General features: G+C 42.4%; 22 protein-coding genes and 1 tRNA gene. 12 read left to right on the top strand and 11 right to left on the bottom strand.

The genetic code is table 11. The features are described from left to right. Positions 1 to 3 precede the first annotated feature (3 nt). Positions 4 to 873 (bottom strand): inositol oxygenase family protein, encoded by an 870-nt coding sequence (locus tag BLP33_RS11420; protein ID WP_090527975.1) that lies wholly within the window; start codon positions 871 to 873, stop codon positions 4 to 6. Between the two features lie 292 nt (positions 874 to 1,165). Continuing rightward, on the bottom strand, positions 1,166 to 2,695 hold the full coding sequence (locus BLP33_RS11425; RefSeq protein WP_090527979.1) for a glycoside hydrolase family 28 protein: 1,530 nt from the start codon (positions 2,693 to 2,695) through the stop codon (positions 1,166 to 1,168). Between the two features lie 265 nt (positions 2,696 to 2,960). Here BLP33_RS11425 and BLP33_RS11430 point away from each other — a divergent pair. After that, positions 2,961 to 3,032: transfer RNA gene (locus tag BLP33_RS11430), tRNA-Arg, on the top strand. 36 nt (positions 3,033 to 3,068) lie between these two features. Here the strand turns inward: BLP33_RS11430 and BLP33_RS11435 are convergent. After that, on the bottom strand, positions 3,069 to 3,911 hold the full coding sequence (locus BLP33_RS11435; protein ID WP_090527982.1) for a helix-turn-helix domain-containing protein: 843 nt from the start codon (positions 3,909 to 3,911) through the stop codon (positions 3,069 to 3,071). A gap of 87 nt (positions 3,912 to 3,998) precedes the next feature. Here BLP33_RS11435 and BLP33_RS11440 point away from each other — a divergent pair, with 87 nt between their 5' ends. Together BLP33_RS11440 and BLP33_RS11445 are read left to right on the top strand one after the other, a co-directional pair. Further along, positions 3,999 to 4,394, top strand: a complete 396-nt coding sequence (locus BLP33_RS11440; protein ID WP_090527985.1) for a DoxX family protein — start codon at positions 3,999 to 4,001, stop codon at positions 4,392 to 4,394. A 4-nt stretch (positions 4,395 to 4,398) separates the two neighbouring features. Beyond that, complete coding sequence (locus BLP33_RS11445) at positions 4,399 to 5,346, top strand: polysaccharide deacetylase family protein (RefSeq protein ID WP_090527988.1); 948 nt, start codon at positions 4,399 to 4,401, stop codon at positions 5,344 to 5,346. 151 nt (positions 5,347 to 5,497) lie between these two features. Here BLP33_RS11445 and BLP33_RS11450 read toward each other — a convergent pair whose 3' ends face one another. After that, positions 5,498 to 6,886 (bottom strand): sulfatase family protein, encoded by a 1,389-nt coding sequence (locus tag BLP33_RS11450; RefSeq protein WP_090527991.1) that lies wholly within the window; start codon positions 6,884 to 6,886, stop codon positions 5,498 to 5,500. Between the two features lie 73 nt (positions 6,887 to 6,959). Continuing rightward, positions 6,960 to 7,322, bottom strand: a complete 363-nt coding sequence (locus BLP33_RS11455) for a winged helix-turn-helix transcriptional regulator (RefSeq protein ID WP_090527994.1) — start codon at positions 7,320 to 7,322, stop codon at positions 6,960 to 6,962. Between the two features lie 75 nt (positions 7,323 to 7,397). Here BLP33_RS11455 and BLP33_RS11460 point away from each other — a divergent pair, with 75 nt between their 5' ends. Next, entirely contained in the window at positions 7,398 to 8,213 is an 816-nt protein-coding gene (locus tag BLP33_RS11460; protein WP_090527996.1) for an SDR family oxidoreductase, read from the top strand. A 103-nt stretch (positions 8,214 to 8,316) separates the two neighbouring features. On the opposite strand, the gene BLP33_RS11465 is transcribed toward BLP33_RS11460, so the two are convergent. Beyond that, positions 8,317 to 8,604: a hypothetical protein gene (locus BLP33_RS11465; RefSeq protein WP_090527999.1), complete on the bottom strand. Its 288-nt coding sequence runs from the start codon at positions 8,602 to 8,604 to the stop codon at positions 8,317 to 8,319. Between the two features lie 165 nt (positions 8,605 to 8,769). On the opposite strand from BLP33_RS11465, the gene BLP33_RS11470 reads away from it, so the two are divergent. Next, positions 8,770 to 9,654 (top strand): oxidoreductase, encoded by an 885-nt coding sequence (locus BLP33_RS11470; protein ID WP_090528002.1) that lies wholly within the window; start codon positions 8,770 to 8,772, stop codon positions 9,652 to 9,654. A 98-nt stretch (positions 9,655 to 9,752) separates the two neighbouring features. Continuing rightward, complete coding sequence (locus tag BLP33_RS11475; RefSeq protein ID WP_090528005.1) at positions 9,753 to 10,559, top strand: helix-turn-helix domain-containing protein; 807 nt, start codon at positions 9,753 to 9,755, stop codon at positions 10,557 to 10,559. A 266-nt stretch (positions 10,560 to 10,825) separates the two neighbouring features. Here the strand turns inward: BLP33_RS11475 and ychF are convergent, their stop codons facing one another. Next, a complete protein-coding gene (gene ychF / locus BLP33_RS11480) occupies positions 10,826 to 11,929 on the bottom strand; it encodes a redox-regulated ATPase YchF (RefSeq protein WP_090528008.1) in 1,104 nt (367 codons plus the stop codon). A 235-nt stretch (positions 11,930 to 12,164) separates the two neighbouring features. On the opposite strand from ychF, the gene mgtE reads away from it, so the two are divergent. After that, the gene (gene mgtE, locus BLP33_RS11485) at positions 12,165 to 13,535 is read left to right on the top strand and encodes a magnesium transporter (protein ID WP_090528011.1); all 1,371 of its coding nucleotides are present in this window, start codon (positions 12,165 to 12,167) and stop codon (positions 13,533 to 13,535) included. A gap of 93 nt (positions 13,536 to 13,628) precedes the next feature. Here mgtE and BLP33_RS11490 read toward each other — a convergent pair whose 3' ends face one another. Beyond that, a complete protein-coding gene (locus tag BLP33_RS11490) occupies positions 13,629 to 13,961 on the bottom strand; it encodes a DUF3276 family protein (protein WP_090528014.1) in 333 nt (110 codons plus the stop codon). Between the two features lie 389 nt (positions 13,962 to 14,350). Continuing rightward, positions 14,351 to 16,138: an ABC transporter ATP-binding protein gene (locus tag BLP33_RS11495; RefSeq protein ID WP_090528016.1), complete on the bottom strand. Its 1,788-nt coding sequence runs from the start codon at positions 16,136 to 16,138 to the stop codon at positions 14,351 to 14,353. 680 nt (positions 16,139 to 16,818) lie between these two features. On the opposite strand from BLP33_RS11495, the gene BLP33_RS11500 reads away from it, so the two are divergent. From BLP33_RS11500 to BLP33_RS11520, 5 genes are all read left to right on the top strand, one after another. After that, positions 16,819 to 17,421 (top strand): RNA polymerase sigma-70 factor, encoded by a 603-nt coding sequence (locus BLP33_RS11500; protein ID WP_090528019.1) that lies wholly within the window; start codon positions 16,819 to 16,821, stop codon positions 17,419 to 17,421. Between the two features lie 89 nt (positions 17,422 to 17,510). After that, a complete protein-coding gene (locus BLP33_RS11505; protein WP_090528022.1) occupies positions 17,511 to 18,695 on the top strand; it encodes a FecR family protein in 1,185 nt (394 codons plus the stop codon). A gap of 278 nt (positions 18,696 to 18,973) precedes the next feature. Next, on the top strand, positions 18,974 to 22,405 hold the full coding sequence (locus tag BLP33_RS11510) for a SusC/RagA family TonB-linked outer membrane protein (RefSeq protein ID WP_175489997.1): 3,432 nt from the start codon (positions 18,974 to 18,976) through the stop codon (positions 22,403 to 22,405). Between the two features lie 21 nt (positions 22,406 to 22,426). Beyond that, entirely contained in the window at positions 22,427 to 23,899 is a 1,473-nt protein-coding gene (locus BLP33_RS11515; RefSeq protein WP_090528028.1) for a SusD/RagB family nutrient-binding outer membrane lipoprotein, read from the top strand. Between the two features lie 228 nt (positions 23,900 to 24,127). Beyond that, positions 24,128 to 24,763 carry a hypothetical protein gene (locus BLP33_RS11520; protein WP_090528031.1) on the top strand — a complete coding sequence of 212 codons (636 nt, stop codon included), beginning with the start codon at positions 24,128 to 24,130 and terminating at the stop codon, positions 24,761 to 24,763. A 201-nt stretch (positions 24,764 to 24,964) separates the two neighbouring features. On the opposite strand, the gene BLP33_RS11525 is transcribed toward BLP33_RS11520, so the two are convergent. Then, positions 24,965 to 25,426, bottom strand: a complete 462-nt coding sequence (locus BLP33_RS11525; RefSeq protein WP_090528034.1) for an RES family NAD+ phosphorylase — start codon at positions 25,424 to 25,426, stop codon at positions 24,965 to 24,967. After that, on the bottom strand, positions 25,423 to 25,920 hold the full coding sequence (locus BLP33_RS11530) for a type II RES/Xre toxin-antitoxin system antitoxin (protein WP_090528037.1): 498 nt from the start codon (positions 25,918 to 25,920) through the stop codon (positions 25,423 to 25,425). Before BLP33_RS11530 ends, BLP33_RS11525 begins: the two co-directional genes overlap by 4 nt. Positions 25,921 to 26,093: the final 173 nt, after the last annotated feature.

Genomic DNA, 26,093 nt, shown 5'->3' on the forward strand with positions numbered 1-26,093 from the left:
AAATTACAATTTAACTGTTGCGGGCAGATATTTGGCAATTAAATCCTCATAATAAGGTTTTAACTCCGATACTACCGGCGGTTTCGGGCTTTTCGAATACAGATCGTACGGATTAAATTTATCAACCCATTTAAACATTTCCTGGTCATGCGCATTCAACAAATGGTCATACGCTTTTTCGCGGTGCTGTGAGTAAAATGAGTGATAGCGGATCATGTACAAAGCTTCTTCGGGCAGGTAATCTTTGGTGATATGGTACAGGTACTCATCATGTCCCCATGACATATGCACATTTTCGAGCCCGCATTGATGAGTATAAACGCCATACTTGGTATTGTAACGCTCATCGTAGCTATCAGGATTTGCGGCAAAAAATTCCGGGTAAACTATCTTATCCGAAAACTTGCAGCCTACCGGGAACGTATCGCCCACTACATTCCATTGCGGTTCGCCAAAAAGGCAAAGTACCTTGCCTAAATCATGTATAAAGCCTGTTAATACAAACCAATCCGGATGGCCATCAGCACGGATAGCCTCAGATGTTTGCAATAAATGCTGTAGCTGATCAAGCGAAATATCCGGATCTGATTCATCAACCAGTGTGTTCAGGTATTCCATTGCCGACCACCATGGCATCTCTTTTTTATCAAACTGTAAAAAGTTGGCCTTTTTGGCCAATACGTTACCATAGGTTTGATAAGTATGGTTAAGCCTGTAAAACTCCCGCACCGGGTTATTTTCATCGTCGTTATAAACCCTAAACTCCTCTTTGGCCTTTTCGGTACCTGGTTCCGGGTACCTGCTCAATACATCATCTTCCCATACGTCAAGACTCGGCAATGGCGATATCTCTTTTTCAGTTAACTTTTCCATATTGTAAACCTTTTATTAAATATTAAGCACCTTGATATTTATTGCGCTCCAAACCAAATACCACAGAAAAATCCAATTAATTATTGCGGCTTTAAGTTTTACTGGAGCTGCAATTCAATGCTCCGTTTAGTTTTATAATGATTAAATTTTGATAAAAAAAACGGTCCTTTTATATTAACTGCAATATTTATTTACGTAAACGATTAAGTTACACTAACGTTAAAAGCTGCACGCACAACGTTAAAAGCCCTTAAATTGATTTAGCAAGGCTGATTCCTACTGTGAAATGGAATTACCTCTTAAGGATCTTATTTTTACTTGTTCCGGGAATCTGAATGCCTTTAACCGAAGATTTGCTTACCCCGTTAAACACAATCACCGGCAGTGATTTAACCTGTGGTATTTTGAGGCCATTAATAGTCAACCCATCCACATTATCAAACACGCCGGCAGCCCTGAAATCATATCCCAGGCAACTAAGGGTTACATTTTTAAACGTTACCCCTTCTGCATGGCGCGTGTAAAAGCCCCAGGCTGGCAATTCACCAAACATTGAAAATTCGGGATAATCATGCGGATTCTCGGGGATCTTCGCCAATGAATCGAGGCTAACACTTGCCACAGCTTTGCTGGCATCTCCATGGTACACTATCTTAATATTTTCGAGGATCACATTTTTAACGGGATGCCCCGGCAAGCCCGCAATTGACGAAGGAAAGATATTATGGTCCCCTTTAACTAAAGGCCCTTCCATCGGGTAACCTTTATCGGGTTTACCCTTAGGCACATCAACCGTTACATTACTGATACGAATGCCATTGATACGGCTCATTACAGTATCTCTATTACGATGACCAAGGCGAATAAAGATGGCGTTGCCAGTATTTACCGCGTTGATATTACTGATATCAATATCTTCCATCACGCCACCATCAACGCATTCCAACGCAATGGCCGACCGGTAGGTATCGTAAATTTTCACATTCTTTATCGTTATCTTTTTAAAGCCGCCACGCGAGGCCGTGCCAAACTTGATACCGCTTGCACTTGACCTGGTGGTGCAGTTTGCTACATAAATGTTTTCACAGCTACTGTTCCGGTCGCTCGATTTGAGGCAGATGCCATCATCATCGGCATTAAAAAAGCTATTGGTAAGCTTTACGTTTTGGCAATCAACCAAATCAATACCATCGTTGTTCCAATACGTGTTGCTTTCTACTTTTATGCTATCGATAACCAGGTCGCGGCATTTGGTATAATCCTGCACCCACACCAGGCCGTTTTTCATGGTTACACCTTTTATCAGCACATCGGTACAGTTTGAAAAATGGATCAATTTAGGACGGTTAGGTTCCTCGGGCTGAGTTTGGCCCCATGGGTTTTGCTTTTGCCATAACGAATCTCTTAATTTCCCTGCCTTCAGCATCGCGAAAAGGTCTTTCAGTAATTCTTCACCGTTTCCGTCAATTATCCCTTTACCTGTTATGGCAATATGCTGCAAGCCATTGGCAGCTATCAATGGAGCTGCATGGCCTTCGCCGTAATCAATTCTTTTTGCGCTGCCCAGCAATACAGCATTTTTGGCAAGGTTAAGGGTGACATTTGATTTTAGGCTGATAGCAGCCGTTAGAAACTTTCCGGCAGGAACATATACCGTACCGCCTCCCTGCTCGCTTGCATTATCAATAGCTTTTTGAATGCTGACAGTGTTATTGGTAATACCATCGGCTTTAGCGCCATAATCGGTAATGTTAAATACTTTTTGCTGAGCATAACCCGCAAATGGCGTTATAAGCAACGTTAAAAAATGAAAGATTTTCATTATCAGTTATTATTAAAAGAAAAATTTAAGCAGGTTTATCGCTTATTGAGTTTACGAACAATGAAGCGTTTAATTGTACATTAAACACCTAAACTATTAAACTTTCAATTTAATTGGCGATGGCGGTGTACTTTTTATTTACGTAAACGTTTACGTAGCGCCGGTATCGATAACAATCGTTATTAAACCGGGGATTATTTCATACGCGTTAATATATCAAACAATGCTTTTGGTTTAAATCAATTTTATATCTTTGCCCCTGTCTGCTCCCGTAGTTCAATGGATAGAATTATGGTTTCCGGTACCATCGATATGAGTTCGAATCTCGTCGGGAGCACAAAAGAGACTTGCAAGTTTCAAGTCTCTTTTTGTTTCATCTATTCATTTCCGCATACCTTTTCCTAAACGCCGTAGGGTTCTCCCTTTTATACTTTTTAAAAATCCTATTCAGGTGGCTTTCATCGGTAAAACCAAACTCATAGGCTATTTCGCTCATGCGTTTATCGGTGTATTGCAGGCGGGTTTCTATCAATTTCAGCTTATAGCTGGTAATGTACTGCTGTAAGCTTTCGCCGGTGGTTTTCTTAAAATATTCGCTGATGTAGTTTGGCGAAAAGTTAAATGAGGAGGCTATACACTCGGCCTTGAGGCGGTCGGGCTGGTAAATATATTCGTGGATATAGTTAAGTAGCGGCAACGTAGTTGTTGAAGGCTGTTTTAAAATATTGGCATGCTGCTGTAGCGTGATATTGCGGGCGGCAATGGTTATAATGGTATTCATCAATTGCTCAACTACCTCATTATGCTGAGGAAACTCGTTTGATGTTTCTCGTTGTAAAGCCTCTATCAGCGCCCTTACCAGCGGCTTATCGGTAACAGTTTTCAAAATACAACCAGGCAAATGGTTATGGTTATGAAAAATGTATTCCATTTTTTTAACCCACTTTTCGCTTTGTGTTTTCAGGTAGCTATCAGTAAAGCGGATGAAGTAAAAGCGGGTTAGCTCGTGCACCTCAAAGCCGTGGTGATCTTCCGGAAAAATCAAAAAGAACTTATCCGAGGCATAAGGCAGTTCATGCCCGTTAATGATCTGGATCCCCTTACCTTCCAGCGTAAATACCATTTCAAAAAAAGTATTGCGGTGCGGTTTGGCTGTGTACTGGTTTGTTTCGAGCAACTCCAGTTCATAAGGCCTGTACAGGTTCTTGGTTTCCATACCCGTAAAGTTACAGATCATCCCCCTGAATGTACAAGGCGCAGGCACCGATTATACAGAACTTTGACTTATCAAAACAAACACATCATGAACGATTTAACATTTGTAATACTAAGACTGGCCGTCGGAGCCAGTATGTTTGGTCACGGCCTGGTCCGCTTACCTAAACTAAATGGTTTCAGCCAATGGATGGTTGGCACTTTTGAAAAGTCAATGCTGCCCAAAGCTATGGTAACACCCTTTAGTTACCTGTTACCAATTGCCGAATTTATTATAGGTATATTGCTTTTATCGGGCTTATTTACTAAACCTGCTTTAATTGGCGGCAGTCTGGTAATGATCCTGTTAATATTTGGCAGCTGTTTGATCGAGAACTGGGAGATCCTTCCTTCACAGCTGATCCATGCTGCTTTCTTCGCCGTACTGCTTCAGTTTTCGGCTAACAATACCTATTCATTAGATAACCTTTTCTTTAATAAATAAGATCATGAGCTCAAGAAGAGATTTTGTAAAACAAGGCGGACTTTTAGGGTTGGCCGGCCTTGTGGGCAGTAATTTGGCATCGGCTAAACAAAACACACCGGTAAATAACTTTAATACCTCAAAATGGGCCGATGGTTCAAGGCTGGTGGTTTCTATATCCATGCAGTTTGAGGCCGGTGGTCAGCCGGATAATGCCGAGAGCCCGTTTCCGCAGAATATGCAAAAAGGCTATATCGATCTGCCCGGTGCAACCTGGTTTCAATACGGTTATAAAGAAGGGATTCCCCGTATGCTGGATAACTGGGATAAACTGGGCATTAAAGTAACGTCGCACATGGTTGGTTCGGCTGTACTTAAAAACCCCTCCTTAGCTAAAGAAATTGTGGACCGTGGACACGAAGCTGCAGCACATGGCATGAATTGGGCCACGCAATACACCATGCCCTATGAACAGGAAAAGCAGTTTATAAAAGATGGCGCCGATGCCATTAAAAAAGTAACCGGTTTTACTCCGGTAGGCTACAACGCCAATTGGCTGCGCCGCGGCGAAAACACGCTGAAAATATTACAGGAACTTGGTTTTGTATACCATATTGACGATTTGAGCCGCGATGAGCCTTTTATCATCCCCATAAATCAAAAAGATTTTGTGGTGGTACCTTATACCATCCGCAACAACGATATTGTGCTGATTGAAGGCAAAAATTTCTCGGCAGATCAATTCCTCACACAGGTAAAAATGGAGTTCGACCAGCTTTATGCCGAGGCTGAATTTAAACGCCGCCAAATGTCAATCAGTTTCCACGACCGTATTGGCGGTACCCCGCAAATGGTTAAGGCCTCCAATGAGTTGATCAAATACATACAACAGCACAAAGGCGTAAGCTTTAAACGAAAAGATGAAATCGCTAAAATGGCTTTGGAGGATAAGACGACGATAAGGGAGAGTTAAGGACAATATATAACCATGTCATTGCGAGCGCAGCATGGCTATCGCACGGAAGCATATCGGCCCTGTATAGCATGCGATTGCCACGTCGCACCCGAGCTCTTTCCCATTCCGCTCCTCAATGACATGGTTTTATTAAGCGTTTAATTATATTCTAATTCTCCTTCATACCCGGATATTGGTCAAAAAGAGCTTTTAGCTTTTGAGCCATTTCAGGGTATTCATTTATAACATTGGTACGTTCGCTGGGGTCATAAGCCAGGTTAAACAGTTCGGTTTTTGCAGGTAGCGGCGAACCTGCTACGCCACCAACATTGTTATTTGCCTTTACTTCACGATACTTCCAGTCGCCAAGGCGCACAGCCTCGCAAACGCTGTTGTTATAATAGTAAATAGGTCTGTGTTCGGGATGTTTAGGCACTTTGCCAGTTAATACATCAGCTATCGACTGCCCATCCAAGGTACGGCCTTTCGGCAGCGGGGCACCAGTCCAATTGGCAAGTGTAGGCAACACATCCAGGTTACTCATCATGCTGGTGATGCTTGCGCCAACCGCAGTATGATTTTTCCAGTAAACAATGAATGGCTCACGTACCCCGCCTTCATATGTTAATCCCTTGCTGCCGCGAAATACACCGGCGGTACCTGCATCCCAATGTTTAGTGGCACTATCGCCAAGCATCCGGTCAGGAAAATCTACCCATGGACCATTATCGCTCGAAAACATGAATATTGTATTATCAGCCAGTCCCTGCTTTTCAAGCTCTGCCCAAACCTGGCCAAGGCTTTCATCAAGCTGTTCAACTACATCACCTAAATGACCGCCATCGCTTCTGTTTTTATTTTTCGCCGATGATGCAAAGGCTACCGGTAAATGCGGCATATTATGAGCCAGGTACAAAAAGAAGGGTTTATCATTCTTTTTTCGTTCCTTAATAAAATGGATGGCTTCCCGTTGATACAACTCTATCAGCGATGAATCGGCAGGTTTTAAGATCTCGGGCTTATGGTTTCGGAATACTTTAATTGTGGTATCCGTTTTCACATAAGGCGACCGATAATCGTGACTATACAGCAAGCCATAATACGAATCAAAACCCTGCGCCATAGGGTGGTTATAAGCCGCATGATCGCCAAGGTGCCATTTACCAATCATGGCAGTTTTATAGCCAATTTGTTTCAGCATTTCGGCAATGGTAATTTCCTGATCGGGGATACCAAGCTTTGAACCGGGGCCTATCGGTGCCGGCAGGTTCATCCTTGAAGCATAACGCCCCGTAAGTAATGAAGCCCTTGATGGCGTACAGGTTGGGCTGCTCACTACATAATTGGTTGCCCTCACCCCTTTTTGCGCCATCTTATCTAAAAATGGCGTGCGGATCACCGGGTTACCATAACAACTCAAATCAGAGTACCCCATATCATCGGCCAGTACAAAAATAATATTGGGCAATTGCTTTTTCTGTGCCAAAGCCGGTGCAATTAAAAATATAAAAACCAAAAGGAAAAGGCCTTTGCAGGTTAATTGGGTATAATGTTTCATTACCGGGTGAAAATAGTTTTTTATAGCGGATGACCGTTAAAGATATCTTAACTTTTACAATGGGGATTAACAACTACTGCTTACCAGCCTTCCTCAACATTTCCCTATGCTCCTTGCCCCATTTTATCATCTCCAAAATGATGCCGCCAAAACTCCGGCAGTACTCTGTCGATTCGTACTCAATTAAAACCGGCGAAGTTGGGGTCACCGTACGTTTAACAAGTTTGTTCATCTCCATGGTTTTCAGCTCGCGCGATAACATGCGCGTGGTGATGCCGGGGATGCTCCGCTCAATTTCTCTGAAACGTTTGTTTCCGTTGCAAATAGAATTAATGATTGGCAGCGTCCATTTACCGCCAATAACATACATGGTGTCTTGTAAAGCCTGCCGCTCATCGGCATGATTACGTTGGTATGACGTTATTCCCTCTTCCATACTGGTATACTCTGTGTAACTGGTTACAAAATTATACCAATTATAACATACTTTTGCATCAAAAAATAAAATACCATGTCAAAAACAGTTTTTATAACCGGAACAAGCAGCGGACTGGGCAAATTAACCGCTAAACATTTTGCACAACAAGGCTGGAATGTAGCCGCCACCATGCGTACACCCGAAAAGGAAACCGAACTAACACAATATCCTAATATCAAAATATTTAAACTGGATGTAACCAACCTTGAACAGGTAAAAACAGCAACAGAACAAGCGATAGCCGCTTTCGGTAAAATTGATGTTGTGGTGAACAATGCAGGTATGGGTACTTACGGTGCACTGGAACTTGCCAAAGAAGAAGATATCGACTGGCAGTTTGCGGTAAATGCCCGCGGTCCTATTAATATCATCCGTGCCTTCCTGCCTCATTTCAGGGAAAACGAAGGAGGTATGTTCATCAACATCAGCTCTTTTATGGGTATCACTTCGGCCGTACCACTTGGCTCACTGTACAACATGTCGAAATTTGCATTAGAAGGCCTTACAGAAGGACTATATTACGAACTAAAACCGCTTAATATTCATTTAAGACTGATAGAGCAAGGCGGATCAAAAGGAAACAACTTTGTTGAAAGCGTAGTTTGGAACCAAAACCCGGATATAACTGCGTACGATGAACTTACCAACAAACTACAAAACCTGATGGGCTCACGTGATGAATCGCAGCTGGATGATCCGATGTTGATTGTTAATGCTATTGATGATCTTGCCACCGGCAAAAACAACAAGTTCCGTACGGTGATAGGTGATATGGGCAACATGCTAATGAACATGCGCAGCTCGATGCCTATTGAGGAATATATGGATAAGATGAGCAGCTTCTTTTAACCGTGATTTGTAGGATTTTGGGATTGCCCTGATAAAACGAGCTAATGAACCCGCTCGCATATTGGGGCAATTATTATTATCAACATTAAGAGCTTATAGTTTACTAATCGGTTTCTTGTAACAGACTTATACAATCATCATATAATTCATAAGTCGCATCGGGTGCCCGATCTTTTATTACCTGGCGGGCTATAAATTCAATTACCTGATGCCGGTTATTAGTAGGTATCCCTGTTTTTTCAAACCAACTTTCCGTTGTCGGAATATATACTAATGCAACGTGCCTGCCGGCAGCTAACTCGTACAGAAACTGCAACTTAATATCTCCATCCCTATAAATAACGTACCCTTCACGACCGTTATCAATATATTCTAACTGTTTAGATACCATATCATTTATTATTCTTTCTCTATCTACTAATATAACTTCTTTATCCGATACCTGACGACCAAAACCTGTAGCTCGACCTTTTCAACAAAGCAACTTGAGCTTTTTAACAAAACGCCGCGCCGCCTTTCAACCTAACTTTGTGTTATCAAAAAGAAAGATAACACTATGAAAAAAGTATGGTTTATAACAGGCAGCGCCCGCGGATTAGGCCGCAGCCTTACAGAAGCAGTTTTAGCAGCAGGCGATAATGTTGCAGCAACAGCACGTAACCCCGAACAATTGAAAAATCTGGCTGATCAATATCCCGGTCAGGTATATCCGATAAAATTAGATGTTACCGATTACCCGGCAGTATATAAAGCCGTTGCCGACGCGGTAGCCCACTTTGGCAAAATTGATGTATTGGTAAACAATGCCGGTTTCGGGATCATTGGTGCAGCCGAAGCGTTTACTGATGAGCAGGTACGCAGTCAACTGGAAACGAATTTATATGCCCCCATCGAGATCACCCGTGCGGTTTTGCCCTATATGCGCAAGCAACGCTCGGGCCGTATTTTGCAGATTAGCTCGGTTGGTGGTCGCGTTGGCAATGCAGGTTTAAGCATGTACCAGGCAGCTAAGTTTGGTCTTAGCGGCTTCACTGAAGCTTTAGCTAAAGAAGTAAAGCCACTTGGCATACTGGTTACCAGCGTTGAGCCGGGAGGTTTCCGTACCGATTGGGCTGGTGATTCCATGAGCTATGCACCAAAGGTTGAAGGCTATGAACAAACGGTTGACGCGCGTGCCGATTATTTATCGAGCGGCAAATTTATTCCTGTGGGCGACCCCAAAAAAGCAGCGAAAGCAATGGTTGATATAGTTGAACATCCGGAGCCTCCTATACACCTTATATTAGGCAGTGAAGCCGCCGGCTTATTAAAAGCAGCCGACGAAGCACGCAAGGCCGAATTTGAAAAATGGCTCCCTGTTACAACTTCAACTGATCATGCCGAAGCGGAAGATTTTCTGAATACAGAATTTGGGAAATCAATAACCGCTCAAAAAGCATAATATAATTTCGGTTGTGGGGACATGTTCCCCGGGATATATCAGACTTACGAAGCTCTTGAAACTTCGTAAGTCTTTCTTTATTATTAAATTTGAACAACATGCCTGTGCCAAATACAAAAACGTCGCCGCGGATACTTTATTCCTGTTACTCGCAAGTAAGCCGAGCTGGCGAGCAATTTATTGCCGACCATGTATTCGGCTATATCCTCTCCGGCGATTCGGAGCTTTATGTCAACGGTAAAAACTATTATTTTAAACAAGGCGATTACCGTTTTCTGAAGCGGAACGAATTGGCTAAATTTGTAAAGCATCCACCCGCAGGCGGCGAATTTAAAACCATCACTATTGGTATGGATCAGACTACCCTGCAAAGTATGAGTGCCGAACTTGATTTGCATGCAGATGGCCAGTATTCAGGCGAAAGCGCTTTGTTTCTGAGACCAAACGAGCTTTTCAACAATTACATTACATCGTTAAGTCCTTATATGGATAAAACCGGCGACGAAATTAGCCCGGCACTTACCCTGCACAAGGTTAAGGAAGCTGTAATGATTTTGCTGGAAACAAACCCCGAACTCAAAAATATCCTCTTTGATTTCAGTGAACCCGGCAAAATAGACCTGGAGGCTTTCATGACTCAAAACTATCGTTTTAATGTAGACTTGAACCGCTTTGCTTACTTAACCGGCCGCAGCCTGGCTACTTTTAAGCGTGATTTTGAACGGATCTTTAATATATCACCCAACCGGTGGATCCAGCAGCAACGATTAAAGGATGCCTACTTCCTGATCAAAGAAAAGAAGCACAAAGTATCGGACGTGTACATGGATGTGGGCTTTAAAGATCTCTCCCACTTTTCCTTCGCCTTTAAAAAAGCTTATGGGGTAGCGCCGTCGGCGGTGTAGCCGCTGGGGGAGAGTCAAGAAATCAAGAAAATAGAGTCAAGACAGCAAGAGTCAAGAGACAAGAAAAAACAGAAGCGAGAAGTCAAGACTTAAGAATCAGGACGAGAAATAGAGTCAAGAAATCATGAGTCAAGAGTTAAGACATAAAAAGAGCCAGAAATGGATTAGATCTCATTCCTGGCTCTTGTATCTTATTGTCTTAACTCTAAATTTTGTCTTGACTCTAAATTCTTAATTCCTGACTCTTGCCGTCTTGGGTCTATTCCCTAAACGTTAAACCTGAAGTGCATAATGTCTCCGTCCTGCACAATATAGGTTTTACCTTCAACGCCCAGCTTGCCGTTCTCTTTGATGACAGCTTCAGAGCCGTTGAATTTCACAAAATCTTCGTATTTAATTACTTCGGCACGGATAAAGCCTTTTTCAAAATCGGTATGGATCACACCCGCCGCCTGTGGCGCGGTGAAACCCTGAGTAATAGTCCAGGCACGAACTTCCTGCACACCGGCAGTAAAGTAGGTAGCCAGGTTTAATAGCCTGTATGCCGCTTTAATCAGTTTGTTAACACCTGATTCGGCAAGACCCAGATCATCCAAAAACATCTGGCGCTCTTCATAGGTTTCCAGTTGTGAAATTTCAGATTCAATCTGAGCTGAAATGATCAGCACTTCGGCATTTTCATCTTTAACGGCTGCTTTTACTTTTTCAACATAAGCATTACCGGTACTTACCGAACCTTCATCAACATTACAAACATATAATACCGGTTTGGCGGTAAGCAGCCAAAGGTCGGCTACATATTCTTTATCTTCTTCCTCAACAGGTGCAGTACGGGCCGACTTACCTTCCAGCAGGTGATTTTTATAAACGGTTAAAACATCAAAGGTTTTTTTAGCCTCTTTGTCGCCGCCGGTTTTGGCCATCTTTTCAACTTTCTGGATCTTTTTCTCAATAGATTCAAGGTCCTTTAGCTGCAGTTCAGTATCAATGATTTCTTTGTCGCGGATTGGGTCAACCGAGCCATCAACATGGATCACATTATCGTTATCAAAGCAACGTAATACGTGGATGATAGCATTGGTAGCGCGAATATTGGCCAAAAACTGGTTACCTAAACCTTCGCCTTTGCTGGCCCCCTTAACAAGGCCGGCAATATCAACTATCTCTATAACGTTTGGTACAATTGATTTTGGCTGTACTATTTCGGTAAGCTTTGTTAAGCGCTCATCCGGCACCGTAATTACACCCACGTTTGGCTCAATGGTACAAAACGGAAAGTTAGCCGCTTGTGCCTTAGCGTTTGATAAGCAATTAAAAAGTGTCGATTTACCCACATTCGGCAAACCTACTATACCACATTGTAAACCCATTTTTGTTTTATCTAATTTATATTGTAGTTCATGGTTAATGGTTCATAGATCATGGCTTAAAATTCTTTTAAATTATACCTAAAAAGCTATGAACCATGAACAATAGGCCATGAACTAAAAGCCTGCAAAGATAACAGAAAATTTTGCCTTATAATTTGAAAAAATAAACGACTTTTGCGCTCGGAAAAAAGAAGCTAAATATTAATACACCGATGTAAAAAAGGAGGGCCTATATATGGAAGAAATGGTTGAGCAAGTAGAATTGTTGCTGGAAAAACAAGACGATACCCAATTACAGGAATATTTGAACAACCTTAACATATCGGATGTTGAAGAACTGATTGGTGAACTTCCTGAACATGGCCCAAAATTCATCGAAACCCTTTCGCTTAACCGCGCGGTTAACGTGTTCCGGATCCTTGAGTTCCCGGTGCAGGAGCGGATCATCAAAAAACTTTCGGGTCAAAAGCTTGAAGATCTGATCAACGAACTCCCTCCTGACGACCGCACGTCACTTTTCAGCGAATTGCATGGTGACGCCGTTCAAAAACTTATCCAAAAACTTTCACGCGAAAACCGCGAGGAGGCTTTAAAACTTTTAGGTTACGAAGAAGAAAGCGTTGGCCGCTTAATGACACCCGACTATATTGCCGTTAAACGCACCTGGGACGTAAGCCGTGTGCTTTCGCACATTCGCCGGTATGGTAAAAACTCAGAGACCATCGATGTTATTTATGTAATTGATGAGCACGGTGTTTTACTTGATGACATCCGGATCCGTGAGATCTTATTGGTAAAGCCCGAAACCAAGGTGAGTGAGCTAATGGATGGTCGTTTGATTTCGCTTAGTGCCAGTGATCCGCAGGAAGAAGCAATCAACGTTTTCAGGATGAATAACCGCACCGCCCTGCCTGTTGTTGATAATAATGACGTATTGCTTGGCATTGTAACAGTTGACGACATCCTTTGGATAGCTAACGAAGAATATACCGAAGATATCCAAAAAATAGGTGGTACGGAAGCGCTGGATGAACCATATCTTGATATCAACCTTTTTAAACTTGTAAAAAAACGCGTAGGCTGGCTCATCATTTTATTTTTAGGAGAGATGCTTACCGCTACCGCTATGGGTTATTTTGGCGATGAGATCTCCAAAGTAGTTGTACTGGCTTATTTTATTCCATTAATTATTTCGAGCGGTGGTAACAGTGGTTCGCAGGCTTCAACCCTCATTATCCAGGCCATGGCCCTTGGTGAAGTTACCGTTGCCGACTGGTGGCGGGTAATGCGCCGGGAAATCCTTTCGGGTTTAATGCTTGGTGTTTGTTTAGGTTTGATAGGCTTTTTACGTATAGCGGCCTGGAGCATGTTCAGCAATATTTACGGCCCGCACTGGATGCTGGTAGGTTTTACAGTAGGCGCATCCCTTATCGGCATTGTTTTATGGGGGTCTTTGTCAGGTTCGATGCTACCGCTCTTGTTGAAGAAACTTGGTGCCGACCCTGCTACCTCGTCGGCTCCGTTTGTAGCCACCCTGGTAGATGTTACCGGTTTGATTATTTACTTTACTATAGCCGTAATATTTATGCGGGGTATATTATTGTAATCCTCGTTTTCAAATATAACACACGAAAAAAGCCCTGTTTCTGAATAAGAAGCAGGGCTTTAATTATTTTAGTTTAGTATTGTTCTGTAATAATTAGATCTCAAACGAAAAATCTTCATCGGCAGATGCCCTGGCAATTTCAGGGTTTTCGCTGTACTCATAGCGTTTTTCAACTACCTCCTGGTTTGATTTGATGTAGTCGATGGTATCTTTCAAACCTTCGGCAAATTTTTCAAAGTCTTCTTTATATAAAAAGATCTTGTGTTTTACAAACACCCCATCTTCCAAACGCTTTTTGCTTTCAGTAATAGTAACATAATAATCGTTTGAACGGGTTGCTTTTACATCAAAAAAATAGGTCCGCTTCCCGGCTCTCACCTTCTTTGAATAAACCTCTTCACGCTCTCTATTGTCAAAATCTCCCATATATATTTACCTGTAATTAGTTTTGGTTGGCATAAATATAAATAAATTTTCAAAGTGCAAGTATTTTATTCGTTATTATTGAGTTTTTTGAAACAAAAGCGTCATTTTTTTGTGTGGATAACCAATTACGGGTGAGTTGTGAAAAGAGAGCGCATACCAGTTCATCTCCTTCACTGGCGCAAGTTTTGCGGGTTTGGCTGTGCGGAGGCTAACTTGGGCCACCTGTTACAATGCGGGGTAAATGTATAACAAAAATTATTTTATAAACTGTAAACCTTTTTTGGGACGTGACAGGTAAACCTATTTCAGGACAAGACACACACAAATTCATCTCCCACTGGCGCAAGTGTTGTGCGGAGGTTGCGGGCATGCTCACTTGAGCCCATTCGTTATGCGTTTTCCTCTTCTTCCAGTAATTGTTTTTCGTAAAGCTCAAAGTAGGTGCCTTTAAGCTGCATGAGGTACGCATGGTTACCCTGCTCAACAATTTGGCCGTTATCCATTACCAGGATCTTGTCGGCATTTTTTATGGTGGAAATGCGGTGGGCTATGATGATGCTTGTTTTATCCTGCATTACCCGGCCAAGGTTATTCAAGATCTCCTCTTCCGTGCGGGTATCAACTGCCGAAAGACAATCGTCAAAGATCAAAACCTGCGGGTGCTTAAATATGGCCCGTGCAATGGATACACGCTGTTTTTGCCCGCCCGATAAGGTAACGCCGCGTTCGCCTATAAGGGTTGTAAAACCTTCTTCCAGCTCAATAATATTATTGTATACCGCGGCATCTTTGGCGGCCTGCTCAACAACCGGCATATCCAGTACATCGGCACTAAAAGCAATGTTATTGGCTATGGTATCCGAAAACAGGAAAACCTCCTGCGGTACAAAACCTATCTGCGAGCGATAGTTTTCAAGACTCAACGATTTTATCGGCCGACCGTCAATGGAGATCTCCCCACCCGTAGTATCGTACATACGCATCACCAGGTTGGCAATTGTTGATTTACCCGAACCTGTCCGACCTATAATTGCCAGCATCTGTCCCGGCTCTACGGTAAACGAAACATTCTTTAAAGCCTGGATGCCGGTATCGGGATAAATGAACGATACATCATCAAACTTAATCAATCCCTTAACATGGTGTTTGTCTGCAAGCGGCGAAATGATCTCGGGCTTCTCATGCAAAAATTCGTTAATGCGTTTTTGCGAGGCCGCAGCCCGCTGCACCAGTGAGGTTACCCAACCCAGCGAAATAACCGGGAACGACAGCATATTGAGGTAAACAATAAACTCGGCAATATTGCCCGGGGTAATGTTACCTTTTATTACTTCCACCCCGCCAACGTACATGGTTATTACGTTACTCAGGCCTACCAGCAATAACATGATCGGGAAAAACAGGGCTTGTACTTTAGCCAGTTCCATGGAGTGCACTTTATAGTCTTCACTCTCCTTGGCAAAGTTTTCGCGCACAAAGCCTTCGCGCACGTACGATTTGATCACCCTGATACCCGAAAAGTTTTCCTGCACAAAGCTGGATAAACCAGACAGGCGCTCCTGGATCATCTCGCTGCGGTGATTGATAATATTGTTTACATAGTAAATAACACCAGCCAAAATAGGCAATGGCAATACCGAAAAAATGGCCAGTTGTACGTTTACTGTGAGCATGGCATATATTACCATAACAAACAATACTACGGTATTGATGGAGTACATAATACCCGGCCCAAGGTACATGCGCACACGGCTAACATCCTCGGTTACCCGGTTCATTAAATCTCCGGTGTTGTGGCGGCGATAAAAGGCGAGCGACAGTTCCTGGTAGTGGTTGTAGATCTCGTTTTTTAAATCGTACTCGATATGGCGCGACATAAGGATGATGGTTTGCCTCATAAAAAACAGGAACAGGCCCCGCAGCAAGGCCAGCACCAATACCAGTGTACCAAACAGGAATAAGCTGGTACCGAAAATATCATAAATAAAACTCTGCCTGTCGAAACCCGAAAAAAGCTGGTAGGCTCCGATGTTTTCGGTAACCAGGTCAAAAGCTACGCGGATAACCTGTGCCGGCAACACACCAAAAACATTGGATATAATTACAAACAACACACCCGGGATAAGCCGCCAGCGGTATTTGTAAAAAAACTTATTAAGGTATGCGAGGTCTTTCATTTATTATTATAGTCTGGAAGTCGGGAATGTCCGAAAGTCGGAAAGCCCTGACATAATAATCAAAAGTATTAAAATTTGAGGAGAGTGATTGGATGGAAAAGTCGGGAGGATGTAAGAATGTTACATTGATACACTCGTAACAATCCTGGTAGTGTTCAATTTTTAAAAGTGTGAACACTTGCATATTTTTCCAAAATAAAAACCATTGATAATCAACACGTTACAAATAAGCCAAAGTACCTTAAAACTTAAAATGAACACACATGCACTAATAATCAAATAGTTATGAAATTACAAAACAAAACGTTGAACACCTGTTTTTTAAAAATTGAACACTGACAGGATCCTGTCAGTATTATCAATATTATGTATCCATATACAAAAGGCAATTTTCCTGCAACTATCAGCAGGGAAATCGCTTTTAACCACATGCACATAGAGAAATCATAAATGAAAAATTTTCACACTAATTTTCACGTATTAATCGAATTTAACGAATTTCCAATTGATTTAAGATTCGTGTAATTCGATTAATTGTGGATCGTTTGAAAAGCATTCGTGTAGAAATTTTTCAGATGAGATTTAGTAAAACAGGTCTCATCATTTTTACAGTGATTTTCCTGTAACTATGGGCAGCATGATGATGTTAATGTTAAATAATACTTATATTCGTTATTTATATGAACAACCGGGTCGATTTGACAGAACATGAGCTACTTACCTTACTTAAGGGCAAAGATATAGCCGCGTTCGATCAGATTTTTGAAAAATTTTACCGGCCATTGTGCTTTTTCGCCTCCCGCATTATTCATGACACCGTTGACGCGCAAGACCTGGTACAGGATGTTTTTGTTAAATTTTGGCAAAAAGAGAACATGCCCTGCACTGCGGATGCTATCAGATCTTACTTATATGTAAGCGTAAAGAACACCTGTTTCAATTATCTTGAAAAAAACAGCGTTAAAATAGCCCACCGGCAAACCCTTGTAAATACCGATATAGAGGAGGCCACCATTTTAAATAACATCATACACGCCGAGGTATTAAGGCAGGTTTTTGCAGCAGTGGATACTTTGCCCGAACAGTGCCGCAAAATTATCCGGATGACTTTTGAAGATGGTAAAAAAGCCAAAGAAATTGCCTGCGAACTCGGCATTACCATAAGTACGGTAAACAACCAAAAAATGCGTGGCCTCAGTTTGTTAAAAAACCGCCTGTCTGACGAAGGACTTGCACTCGGAATGCTCCTGATATTACCCGGTATTATGGGCCATGTAAAGTAGGCGTTAATAAAACATAAAATTTATTTCAATTTCCTTTAGATAAAACCCCACCCTTTCCTGTTCTATCATCAAATACCGGTTATAGACGCATGGATAATTCAAAAACAGACAGCCGATTAAGGATTTCTGATCTTATCAGCAAGTATTTAAATGGCAATTTAAGCGGGGTAGAACATGCCGAGTTATTTTCATGGGTTGAAGCCAGCCATGAAAACACCGCTTTATTTGATACCATCCTTAACGAAAACGAGCTCGAAAGCCGCTATGCCGAATACCGCTCATTTAATACCGAACATGCTTTGGCCAACGTTAAAGCCAGGCTGCAGCCAACCGTTGTTAAACCCTTTAGGCTCCCCAACTGGTTACTGGCAGCAGCGGCCGCCATTATTTTATGCATGGCTATCGGTATACCTGTTTATTTAAACCGTTTGCCACAACAAACTGTGGCAGTTATAAAAAAGAACCATGAAATTGCTCCGGGCGGCAACAAAGCCATCCTAACATTAGCCAATGGCAGCAAGGTTGTTTTAACCAGTGCCGGCAATGGCAATATAGCCAGCCAGGGCAACACAACCATAAAAAAACTAAGCAACGGAGTGGTTGCCTACAATAAAAATAATTCGATAGCTGCACAGCCCGCCGCTGTTGCTTATAATACAATGAGTACCCCGCGCGGCGGGCAATACCACCTGATATTGGCCGATGGCACTAATGTGTGGCTTAACGCCGCGTCATCCATCAAATTTCCCGTTGTATTTAACGGAAATGAGCGCAAAGTACAAATTACCGGCGAGGCATATTTTGAGGTAACACATGATAAAACCAAACCGTTCCGGGTTGAGAGCGATGGGCAAACTGTTGAGGTATTAGGTACGCATTTTAACATTAATGCATATGCCGACGAAAATGAAATTAAAACAACCCTGCTTCAAGGCAGCGTAAAGATAAAAGCGGGCAGTAAAAGCTACCTGCTTAAACCCGGCGAACAATCGCACTTAAAAAATGGAGATGTAAATATTACCCAGGCAGATATGGACGAGGCGTTAGCCTGGAAAAATGGCGTTTTCCATTTTAATGATGCCGGCATTGAATCGGTTATGAAACAAATTAGCCGCTGGTATGATGTGGACGTAAAATATGAAGGAAAAATAAAAGAACGCACGTTCTCCGGCGAAATATCGATGAACGTTAATGCTTCACAAATATTGGATGCTATGCGTTTCAAAAAGATCCATTACACAATTGAAGGAAAAACAATTACCGTAAGGCCTTAATCAAATATTAAACTACTAACTAAACCCAACCGGATGAAAAAAAACATACAAAAAACGCCTTAGGCGGTACTCCCCCAAAACCAAGGTTATTTTAAATAACCGCACCCCGACTGGCATCAGGGTACGGTAAATATTTGAGTTAACCCTTCCGGTAAACCGGAAAAACAAGCTTAGTGTCCCTAACCATGTATTAACCCAAACTTTCCAAAAGTATGAAATTAAATGCTTTTTCAACAGCCATTTATAAGCCGTGGCTGCCCAAAAAAATTCTATTGGTTATGAAATTGACTACCCTATTTATGGTCATAGCCTTTATGCAATGCAGCGCGAGCGCGTTTAGTCAAAAGATTAACCTCGACGTTACAAACGTACCTTTAAAACAGGTGCTAAAGGAAATCAATAAGCAAAATGGGTACCTGTTTTTTTACGATACCAAAGATGTGCGTAATAAAAACATTACCATAAAAGTAAAAGATGCTTCGGTTGACGAAGCTTTAAACGCTTGCTTAAAAAACCTGCCCTTAACTTACAAAATTGTAAACAACACCGTTTTTTTGCAGGAAAAGGACAATGCCGTAACCAGCGTTGTGCCACTTAATATTAAAGGCAAGGTAGTTGATGAAAAAGGAGCACCTTTACCCGGCGCAAGCATAAAGCTTAAGGGCACTACGCTGGGCGTAACTGCAGATGCAAATGGCGCCTTTAGCATTAACGTACCTGATGATAAAAGCATTTTAATTGTAAGCTTTGTTGGCTTCACACCAAAAGAAGTCGCGGTTGCCAACAATACGTTTTTAACAGTTAGCCTTAGTGAATCAGGCAAATTAAGCGAAGTTGTAGTAACAGCTCTGGGCATCAAAAAAGCCGAAAAACAATTAGGTTACTCCATAAGCCAGGTTGGCGGCGAAGAGGTATCGTTAACCCGCGAGCCAACTTTTATAAACGCGCTGGAAGGTAAAGTGGCGGGGTTAGTAGTACAAAGCCCGCCAAACGGCCCGGGCGGCTCATCAAGGGTTATATTACGTGGCAACTCATCATTTTCGGGATCAAACCAACCGTTGTACGTTGTTGACGGCGTACCTATCAACAGCAGCACCCGCGAAAACAGCGACGATGGCGGCAAGGTTTATGGCGGGTCTGACCCGGGCGATGGTTTGTCATCTATAAACCCTGATGATATTGAAAGCATCAGCGTTTTAAAAGGAGCATCGGCAGCAGCTCTTTATGGAGGTGGCGCGCAAGCCGGCGTTATTTTAATCACCACCAAAAAAGGCAAAAAAGGCCAGGGCCTCGGTATCAGCTTTAACAGCAACACGGTGCTGGAAAAAATGGTGCCTTATGACGATTTGCAAACCGAGTATGGCCGTGGTTACCTTGGCCGCCCATACACCGCCGCCGATTATAGCGATCCGATATTTTACGGGCAGCTTGCGGATAATTCCGGCGATGCGCCGGGATGGTCATGGGGTGGTAAGCTGGATGGCAGGCCATTTATAGATATCGACGGAAAAACAAAACCCTATGTATCTCAATCGGCAGCAAAAAACTTCGATCGCTTTTTTAAAACCGGTGTAACTACTACCAACAGCCTGGCCTTTACAAAAGGTACCGAAAACGGCTCATACAGGGTTTCGTTATCGCAAACACAAGACAACCTGCCTACCCCCGGCGAAAAATACGAGCGCTATAACGCCGTAATACGTGCCACCCAGGATTATGGCAGCAGGTTACATACCGATTTTAAGATAGACCTTTCAAGAACCCTACGCAAGAACGCGCCGCTTTTACGCGGGGATGGCCGCGGTTCATTTGGCCTTGCTTATCCGCGTATTGCAAGCTCGACAGATATCACTTTGCTGGATGATAAAACACCTGACGGCAAATACCTGTCAACTTATAACGCCAACCCTTATGTGCAGATAGAACAGGTAACCAACAACCAAACGCAAAACCGCATCCTGTCATCGGGCAATATCACCTATGATATTACAAGCCACCTGCATGCCAATTTAGTTGCCGGTTACGATTATATAAACACACCCGCCTTATTTGTGGTACGCCCAAATAACGTAATTAATACCAACGGCGTTTACCGTACTACTACCATTGAGCAGCAAAAATCTGATGTTAGGGCGATGTTATCATACGATCATAAATTTTCAGATCTTACGGTGAATGCCTTTGCCGGTGCCGAATTACAAAATTCACAACAATATTCATTAGACCTGTATGCTGAAGGACTGGCCGACCCTAACCTGTTAAACTTTAGCAATGCAAGCAATGTGCACCCACCTACAGAATCGCATACGCCGAGGTATAAAACCAATTCGGTTTTTGCCGATGTGCAATTTGGCTATAAAGAATACCTGTTTCTGGAACTAACCGGCCGTAATGACTGGTATTCGGCGCTTGCATCTACCCGCCCTAATTTTAAACCAAACTTATTTTACCCATCGGCTAACTTAAGCTTTGTATTTACCGATGCGTTGAAATTAGATCAGTCAGTGTTATCATTTGGTAAAATAAGGGCATCTATAGGGCAAACGGGCAGTAACCCCACCCCACAGCTTACCGACCTCACCTTTACGCTTAAACCGCCTGTAAATGGCATTACCAATGCCGAAATTACCGGCGCAACCGTACCGCCGCCAAGTTTAAAACCTGAAACTACAACAGAAACAGAACTCGGTACCGAACTTAAATTTTTCCAAAACAGGATATCGGTTGATTTTGCTTACTACTACAAAAAGTCTGATAACTTTTTACTGCAATCAACAATCAGTAATGCAACCACTTATAATTCATTGTACTTTAACGCCGGTTCCATGTATAACCGCGGTGTAGAATTAGCTATTAGCGGCAGCCCTGTTAAATCTCAAAACTTTACCTGGAACGTTGGCTTTAATGCAGCCAGAAACAAAAACATGGTAACCGCGCTCGACCCTACAATCGGCGCTAACGGGATCTCGCATTATTACAACATAAAATCAAAGGTAGGTTATCCGCTGGGTTCTATTTTCGGTACCACATTTTTAAAGAATGCCCAGGGCCAGGATGTTTATGTACCCGTAAATTCGAGATATGGCACATCTGATGCCTCACAGCCAAATGACGCCGTTATCAAAGATGTTAACAATAATGAAAGTTATCTTGGCTCACCAAACCCAAATTGGGCTGGCGGTATCACCAACACCTTCAACTATAAAAACTTCTCGTTCAGCTTCCTTATCGACGGCCAGTTTGGCGGCCAGATTTATGAAGCAGGTGCCCGGTGGACCAACTATTTCGGTAATTCACAAGCCTCACTTGTTGGCCGCGACGGTAACTATATACCAAACGGCGTTATCAACACAGGTACGGCATCGGCACCTGTTTACGTAAAAAACACCCTGCCGTTTAGTCCTTATATCCAATATAATGATGGTGGAAATGCTGATAAAAGCGCTGATGAGGCACATGTGTTTAGCCGCACTTTTGTCAAATTCAGGCAAATCTCCCTGGGCTATTCGCTGCCCCAAAGCCTGTTGAACGGCAGCCATATCCGCTCAGTTACCCTTTCACTTATTGCCCGTAACCTTTTCTATATTAAGAAAAACCTGCCAACTTTTGATCCTGAAGCATCAGACAGTATTGCCCAGGGATATGGTTATGACAGTGGCGCGCTGCCAACCAGCCGCACTTTTGGCTTTAATTTAAATGTTACCTTTTAATTATACAGAAAGGAGAAAATCATGAAAAACTCATTAAAAAGCATATTATTCTTTGTTGTAACAGCTGCGCTTTCGGGTTGCACAAAAAACTTCCCGAAATACAACTTAAACCCAGATGCCATAACTACTATTGATCCGGGAGCCTTGCTTTCTGACGCGATGGTTAGTACATCAACTGTGGATATGTTTCCGCGTACGGCTTATTGCCACGCTTTTATGCAGTACGGTTATGCTAATGACTGGCCAGGCAACGCTTATGTTGCAACTGATGATGTATCGCAACGTTACTGGAACAACTTTTACCGGCCGGCGCTAAATGATCTTGAGTACGTAGTACCAGTATTAAAAGCCCGTACCGATTTACAGTCAACTTATGCTGCCGCCAGGATATGGAGGGTATTTGTTTATCAAAAATTAACTGATTATTATGGCGACATCCCTTACAGCCAGGCTGGTAAAGCTTTAAGCGATAAAGTATTCACTCCTGCGTATGATCCTCAGCAACAGATCTATACCGATTTTGTAAAGGAGCTTAGGGAGTCTATTTCAATTTTGTCAAATAACGCAAATCAGAAAGTAAGCGGCGACCAGTTTTATGGCGGTAATGCAGCGCAGTGGAAAAAGCTGGCTTCATCCATGCTGCTAAGGATAGGCATGCGTTTAATTAAGGTTGATCCAACCCAGGCATCAACTTTAGCCAAAGAAGCTATTGCCGATGGTGTAATGAGCAGTAATGCCGATATGCCCGTTTTATTACACAATGCCGCCGCCCCCAACGGATTTAACTTTACCCTTAACGACGGGCAGAATGATTTCTTCCTGCATAAAACCCTCGTAACCGAAATGAAGGTTGCAGGTGATCCGCGTTTATTTATATATGGCGGTGTTTACAACACATTTATTGCTAATGGCGGCACAAAAGCCACCCCGGTTGATACTACTCAATTTAATGGCTACAGCGTTAAAGCGAGCGACCCGGCACCAAATACCCGCGTTAATTACGACGCGTTTGGTCAAAAAGATACCCCGTTTTTTGATTTTGCCTATGCAGAGGTTGAGTTTTTAACAGCAGAAGCTATTGTGCGCGGCTATATTACCGGCAGCGCCAATGATCATTACCAGGCAGGTATCAGGGCGCACATGCAGTCGTTATCAAAATTATCGGGCAATCCGGTTATTACCGATGCCCAGATAAGCGCATACCTGGCAAAAAACCCGTTGCCGGCAACATCAGAAGCACAAATAGCTAAAATAAACACCGAATTTTGGGTGGCTGGTTTTGTTTTTGATGCCGATGAGGTGTGGGCCAACTGGAGGCGCACCGGATACCCTGTGTTAACCCCAACCCCTGGTACAAGCGGTGTTATCCCGCGCAAAATACCTTATCCTCAATCAGAGTTTAATTTAAATAATGCCAACGTAACCGCGGCTTTAGCCAATTACGGCGGCACTAATAATTTTAATGCTAAAGCCCGCGTTTGGTGGGATAAATAATAGTACAGGTTAGTTAGCAAATGCCGCTTCCGGTTTTTACCGGGGCGGCTTTTGTTTTATTAGCTGAGGCTAATTGACTGGCTGGACAATGCAGCCAATGCAGCCAATGCAACTTACACATAACTTAATGTCTTCGACACTAAGATTAAGTATATGACGTTGAAACAAGCGGGGAAATTATTTCCATAAGTTATTTTTAATTTAGGTCCACAAATAATAATTATAAAATTGAAAAATTTCCCATTTGATACTACCGCACTTGATGCCGACGAGGTACAATCACTTGAAGATACTTACGAAGAGCTTAAAAGAAAATTTAGCATCGGCTTACCGAATGAATCTGAACAGTACATCAACAAGTTTGAAATATTTAATAACATTCCAGGCGCAAAATTAGGAGGTACTTTACTCATCAACCACCCTTCGGCAAATTGTTATCTGAACTTTGTTAAATTTAGCTATCAAAATAGCATGGGCGGTCGTGGTGGTAAAGGGGGGCAGGTTACCCGGTATGATAAATACCAGGTATGGGCATTTGCAGATTTAAAATCAGATTTTGGAAGGGTATTAATCAGAAGAGAAACATTTACAGATAGGGTATTAGAAATATTTCACCCTATTGAGCTTAAATTTAATGATGACAGAATCTTCAACGATCATTTTTATGTTGTTGCTAACGATAATGAAAAAGCGAAAGCGGCCATGACTTCAGCTTTCAGGAATATTCTTGTTGAAATGATGTACAACGATTTTGTAGCAGAGATCATCAACACAGCCATAGTTATACGCACAATCCAACCGGTCACTCCTGATCATACTGTTCATTTAGCTGAGTTTATAAATAAAATCTCACAGCTTACTTAGTTGAAATAAATTAAAATACAGTCTTGTGTAGGAGGCTTTTGAGCATGGAAGTTATTTTTTCTCCCTAATAGCACGTGCATACAAGGCGAGCAAGTGGAAAAAAGCTACTTGCCCTTAGGGAAACAAAATGTAATTCCAAGTAAAAGCAGGGAACACATGTAGTCGCCTCCAACTTCATGTCAAAGCCAGGCAAAGGAATTATCAATCCTTTTTAATCAATCGTTTATCAAAAGTAAAAGGTTGTACATCACCAATTTTCAGCCGTGAGGCATCAGTGTGCATGGGGTTTATCAGCACATTTTTTGCAAGGGGATCTATCACACTTGGAATATAAAGCAGCGCTGCGCTTTTTGATGTAAGCCAGGCATTACCAATCCTTTTTAATATTATCGGTGCCGGATAATTATTCCAGCCGGCAGGTAATTGGTCTATATCTAATTCTTCGCTTACAGCTGTATCCGGCACAATAATACTCATAATCACAAGGTCGTTATGAATTTCTTCGGGTTGCAGGTGCACCAATACTTCCAGGATAGCTGTTGATGAATTAACAGAGGCGTATATAACCGGGATATGATCATGCCATCGGGCTGATGACAACAATCCTCCCCTGCCCGACAGGTCGTGTGCATATTTTTCCCTCGTAATGCGATAAAGGATCATGAGTAAAACCCGTATTCAATTTGCGAAAGCAGATCGTTCACCATCCTTAAACCTTCACTGGTATCAAGCAGTTCTAATGGTTGTTTATCTCCCAATGCCATATTGGGGCGCATCAGCCATTTATCAACAGTAGCTGCATCACCTAAAATATCAAGCCCGCGGGTATAAACACGCGTAAACTCATAAAGAAAGTTTGATTGCTCGGGCGATAAGCGGTCATCCTGCCCATAACGATTAAGCTGCCTGGTGCTGATATGAAGTATATTAGAAAGCTGAGCCCTGGAAACATTTGTTTTTTCTAAAATGCTATCAATAGCCCGCCTTGGTATCCCGCTTCTGATACAATCAATTACATTACTATCCACCCCGCACTTCATCTTGCTTTTAACATAATCTTCCGGGAAAAGAAAAGAAAAAACATACCATGCGTCCGGCGATCCAATCTCAAGATCGGCTATATTTATTTTCCTCGGGTGATTAGCTACCTCTGCCATAATGTCTACCAATATACAGACAAATGTCTCAAATTCAAAATTTGTTTTTATAATCTTACTGTAATCATAAAACTTAAATATCCCGCTAACAGCCGTTCATACTTATTTAATAATCATTTCATACCTGGTCCTCACTTAATATCTTTGCCAGTATTAAAAAAAACCTCTACTTT

The sequence above is a fragment of the Mucilaginibacter sp. NFR10 genome, assembly GCF_900100445.1.
GTDB lineage: Bacteria > Bacteroidota > Bacteroidia > Sphingobacteriales > Sphingobacteriaceae > Mucilaginibacter > Mucilaginibacter rubeus.

Coding starts and splice junctions, on each gene's coding strand:
- BLP33_RS11525 (WP_090528034.1), bottom strand. CDS start 25,426: ATGATCCTTTATCGCATTACGAGGGAAAAATATGCACACGACCTGTCG.
- BLP33_RS11440 (WP_090527985.1), top strand. CDS start 3,999: ATGAACGATTTAACATTTGTAATACTAAGACTGGCCGTCGGAGCCAGT.
- BLP33_RS11445 (WP_090527988.1), top strand. CDS start 4,399: ATGAGCTCAAGAAGAGATTTTGTAAAACAAGGCGGACTTTTAGGGTTG.
- BLP33_RS11515 (WP_090528028.1), top strand. CDS start 22,427: ATGAAAAACTCATTAAAAAGCATATTATTCTTTGTTGTAACAGCTGCG.
- BLP33_RS11465 (WP_090527999.1), bottom strand. CDS start 8,604: ATGGTATCTAAACAGTTAGAATATATTGATAACGGTCGTGAAGGGTAC.
- BLP33_RS11530 (WP_090528037.1), bottom strand. CDS start 25,920: ATGGCAGAGGTAGCTAATCACCCGAGGAAAATAAATATAGCCGATCTT.
- BLP33_RS11490 (WP_090528014.1), bottom strand. CDS start 13,961: ATGGGAGATTTTGACAATAGAGAGCGTGAAGAGGTTTATTCAAAGAAG.
- BLP33_RS11420 (WP_090527975.1), bottom strand. CDS start 873: ATGGAAAAGTTAACTGAAAAAGAGATATCGCCATTGCCGAGTCTTGAC.
- BLP33_RS11505 (WP_090528022.1), top strand. CDS start 17,511: ATGGATAATTCAAAAACAGACAGCCGATTAAGGATTTCTGATCTTATC.
- mgtE (WP_090528011.1), top strand. CDS start 12,165: ATGGAAGAAATGGTTGAGCAAGTAGAATTGTTGCTGGAAAAACAAGAC.
- BLP33_RS11460 (WP_090527996.1), top strand. CDS start 7,398: ATGTCAAAAACAGTTTTTATAACCGGAACAAGCAGCGGACTGGGCAAA.
- BLP33_RS11425 (WP_090527979.1), bottom strand. CDS start 2,695: ATGAAAATCTTTCATTTTTTAACGTTGCTTATAACGCCATTTGCGGGT.
- BLP33_RS11510 (WP_175489997.1), top strand. CDS start 18,974: ATGAAATTGACTACCCTATTTATGGTCATAGCCTTTATGCAATGCAGC.
- BLP33_RS11500 (WP_090528019.1), top strand. CDS start 16,819: ATGAACAACCGGGTCGATTTGACAGAACATGAGCTACTTACCTTACTT.
- BLP33_RS11470 (WP_090528002.1), top strand. CDS start 8,770: ATGAAAAAAGTATGGTTTATAACAGGCAGCGCCCGCGGATTAGGCCGC.
- BLP33_RS11495 (WP_090528016.1), bottom strand. CDS start 16,138: ATGAAAGACCTCGCATACCTTAATAAGTTTTTTTACAAATACCGCTGG.
- BLP33_RS11455 (WP_090527994.1), bottom strand. CDS start 7,322: ATGGAAGAGGGAATAACGTCATACCAACGTAATCATGCCGATGAGCGG.
- BLP33_RS11435 (WP_090527982.1), bottom strand. CDS start 3,911: ATGGAAACCAAGAACCTGTACAGGCCTTATGAACTGGAGTTGCTCGAA.
- BLP33_RS11450 (WP_090527991.1), bottom strand. CDS start 6,886: ATGAAACATTATACCCAATTAACCTGCAAAGGCCTTTTCCTTTTGGTT.
- ychF (WP_090528008.1), bottom strand. CDS start 11,929: ATGGGTTTACAATGTGGTATAGTAGGTTTGCCGAATGTGGGTAAATCG.
- BLP33_RS11475 (WP_090528005.1), top strand. CDS start 9,753: ATGCCTGTGCCAAATACAAAAACGTCGCCGCGGATACTTTATTCCTGT.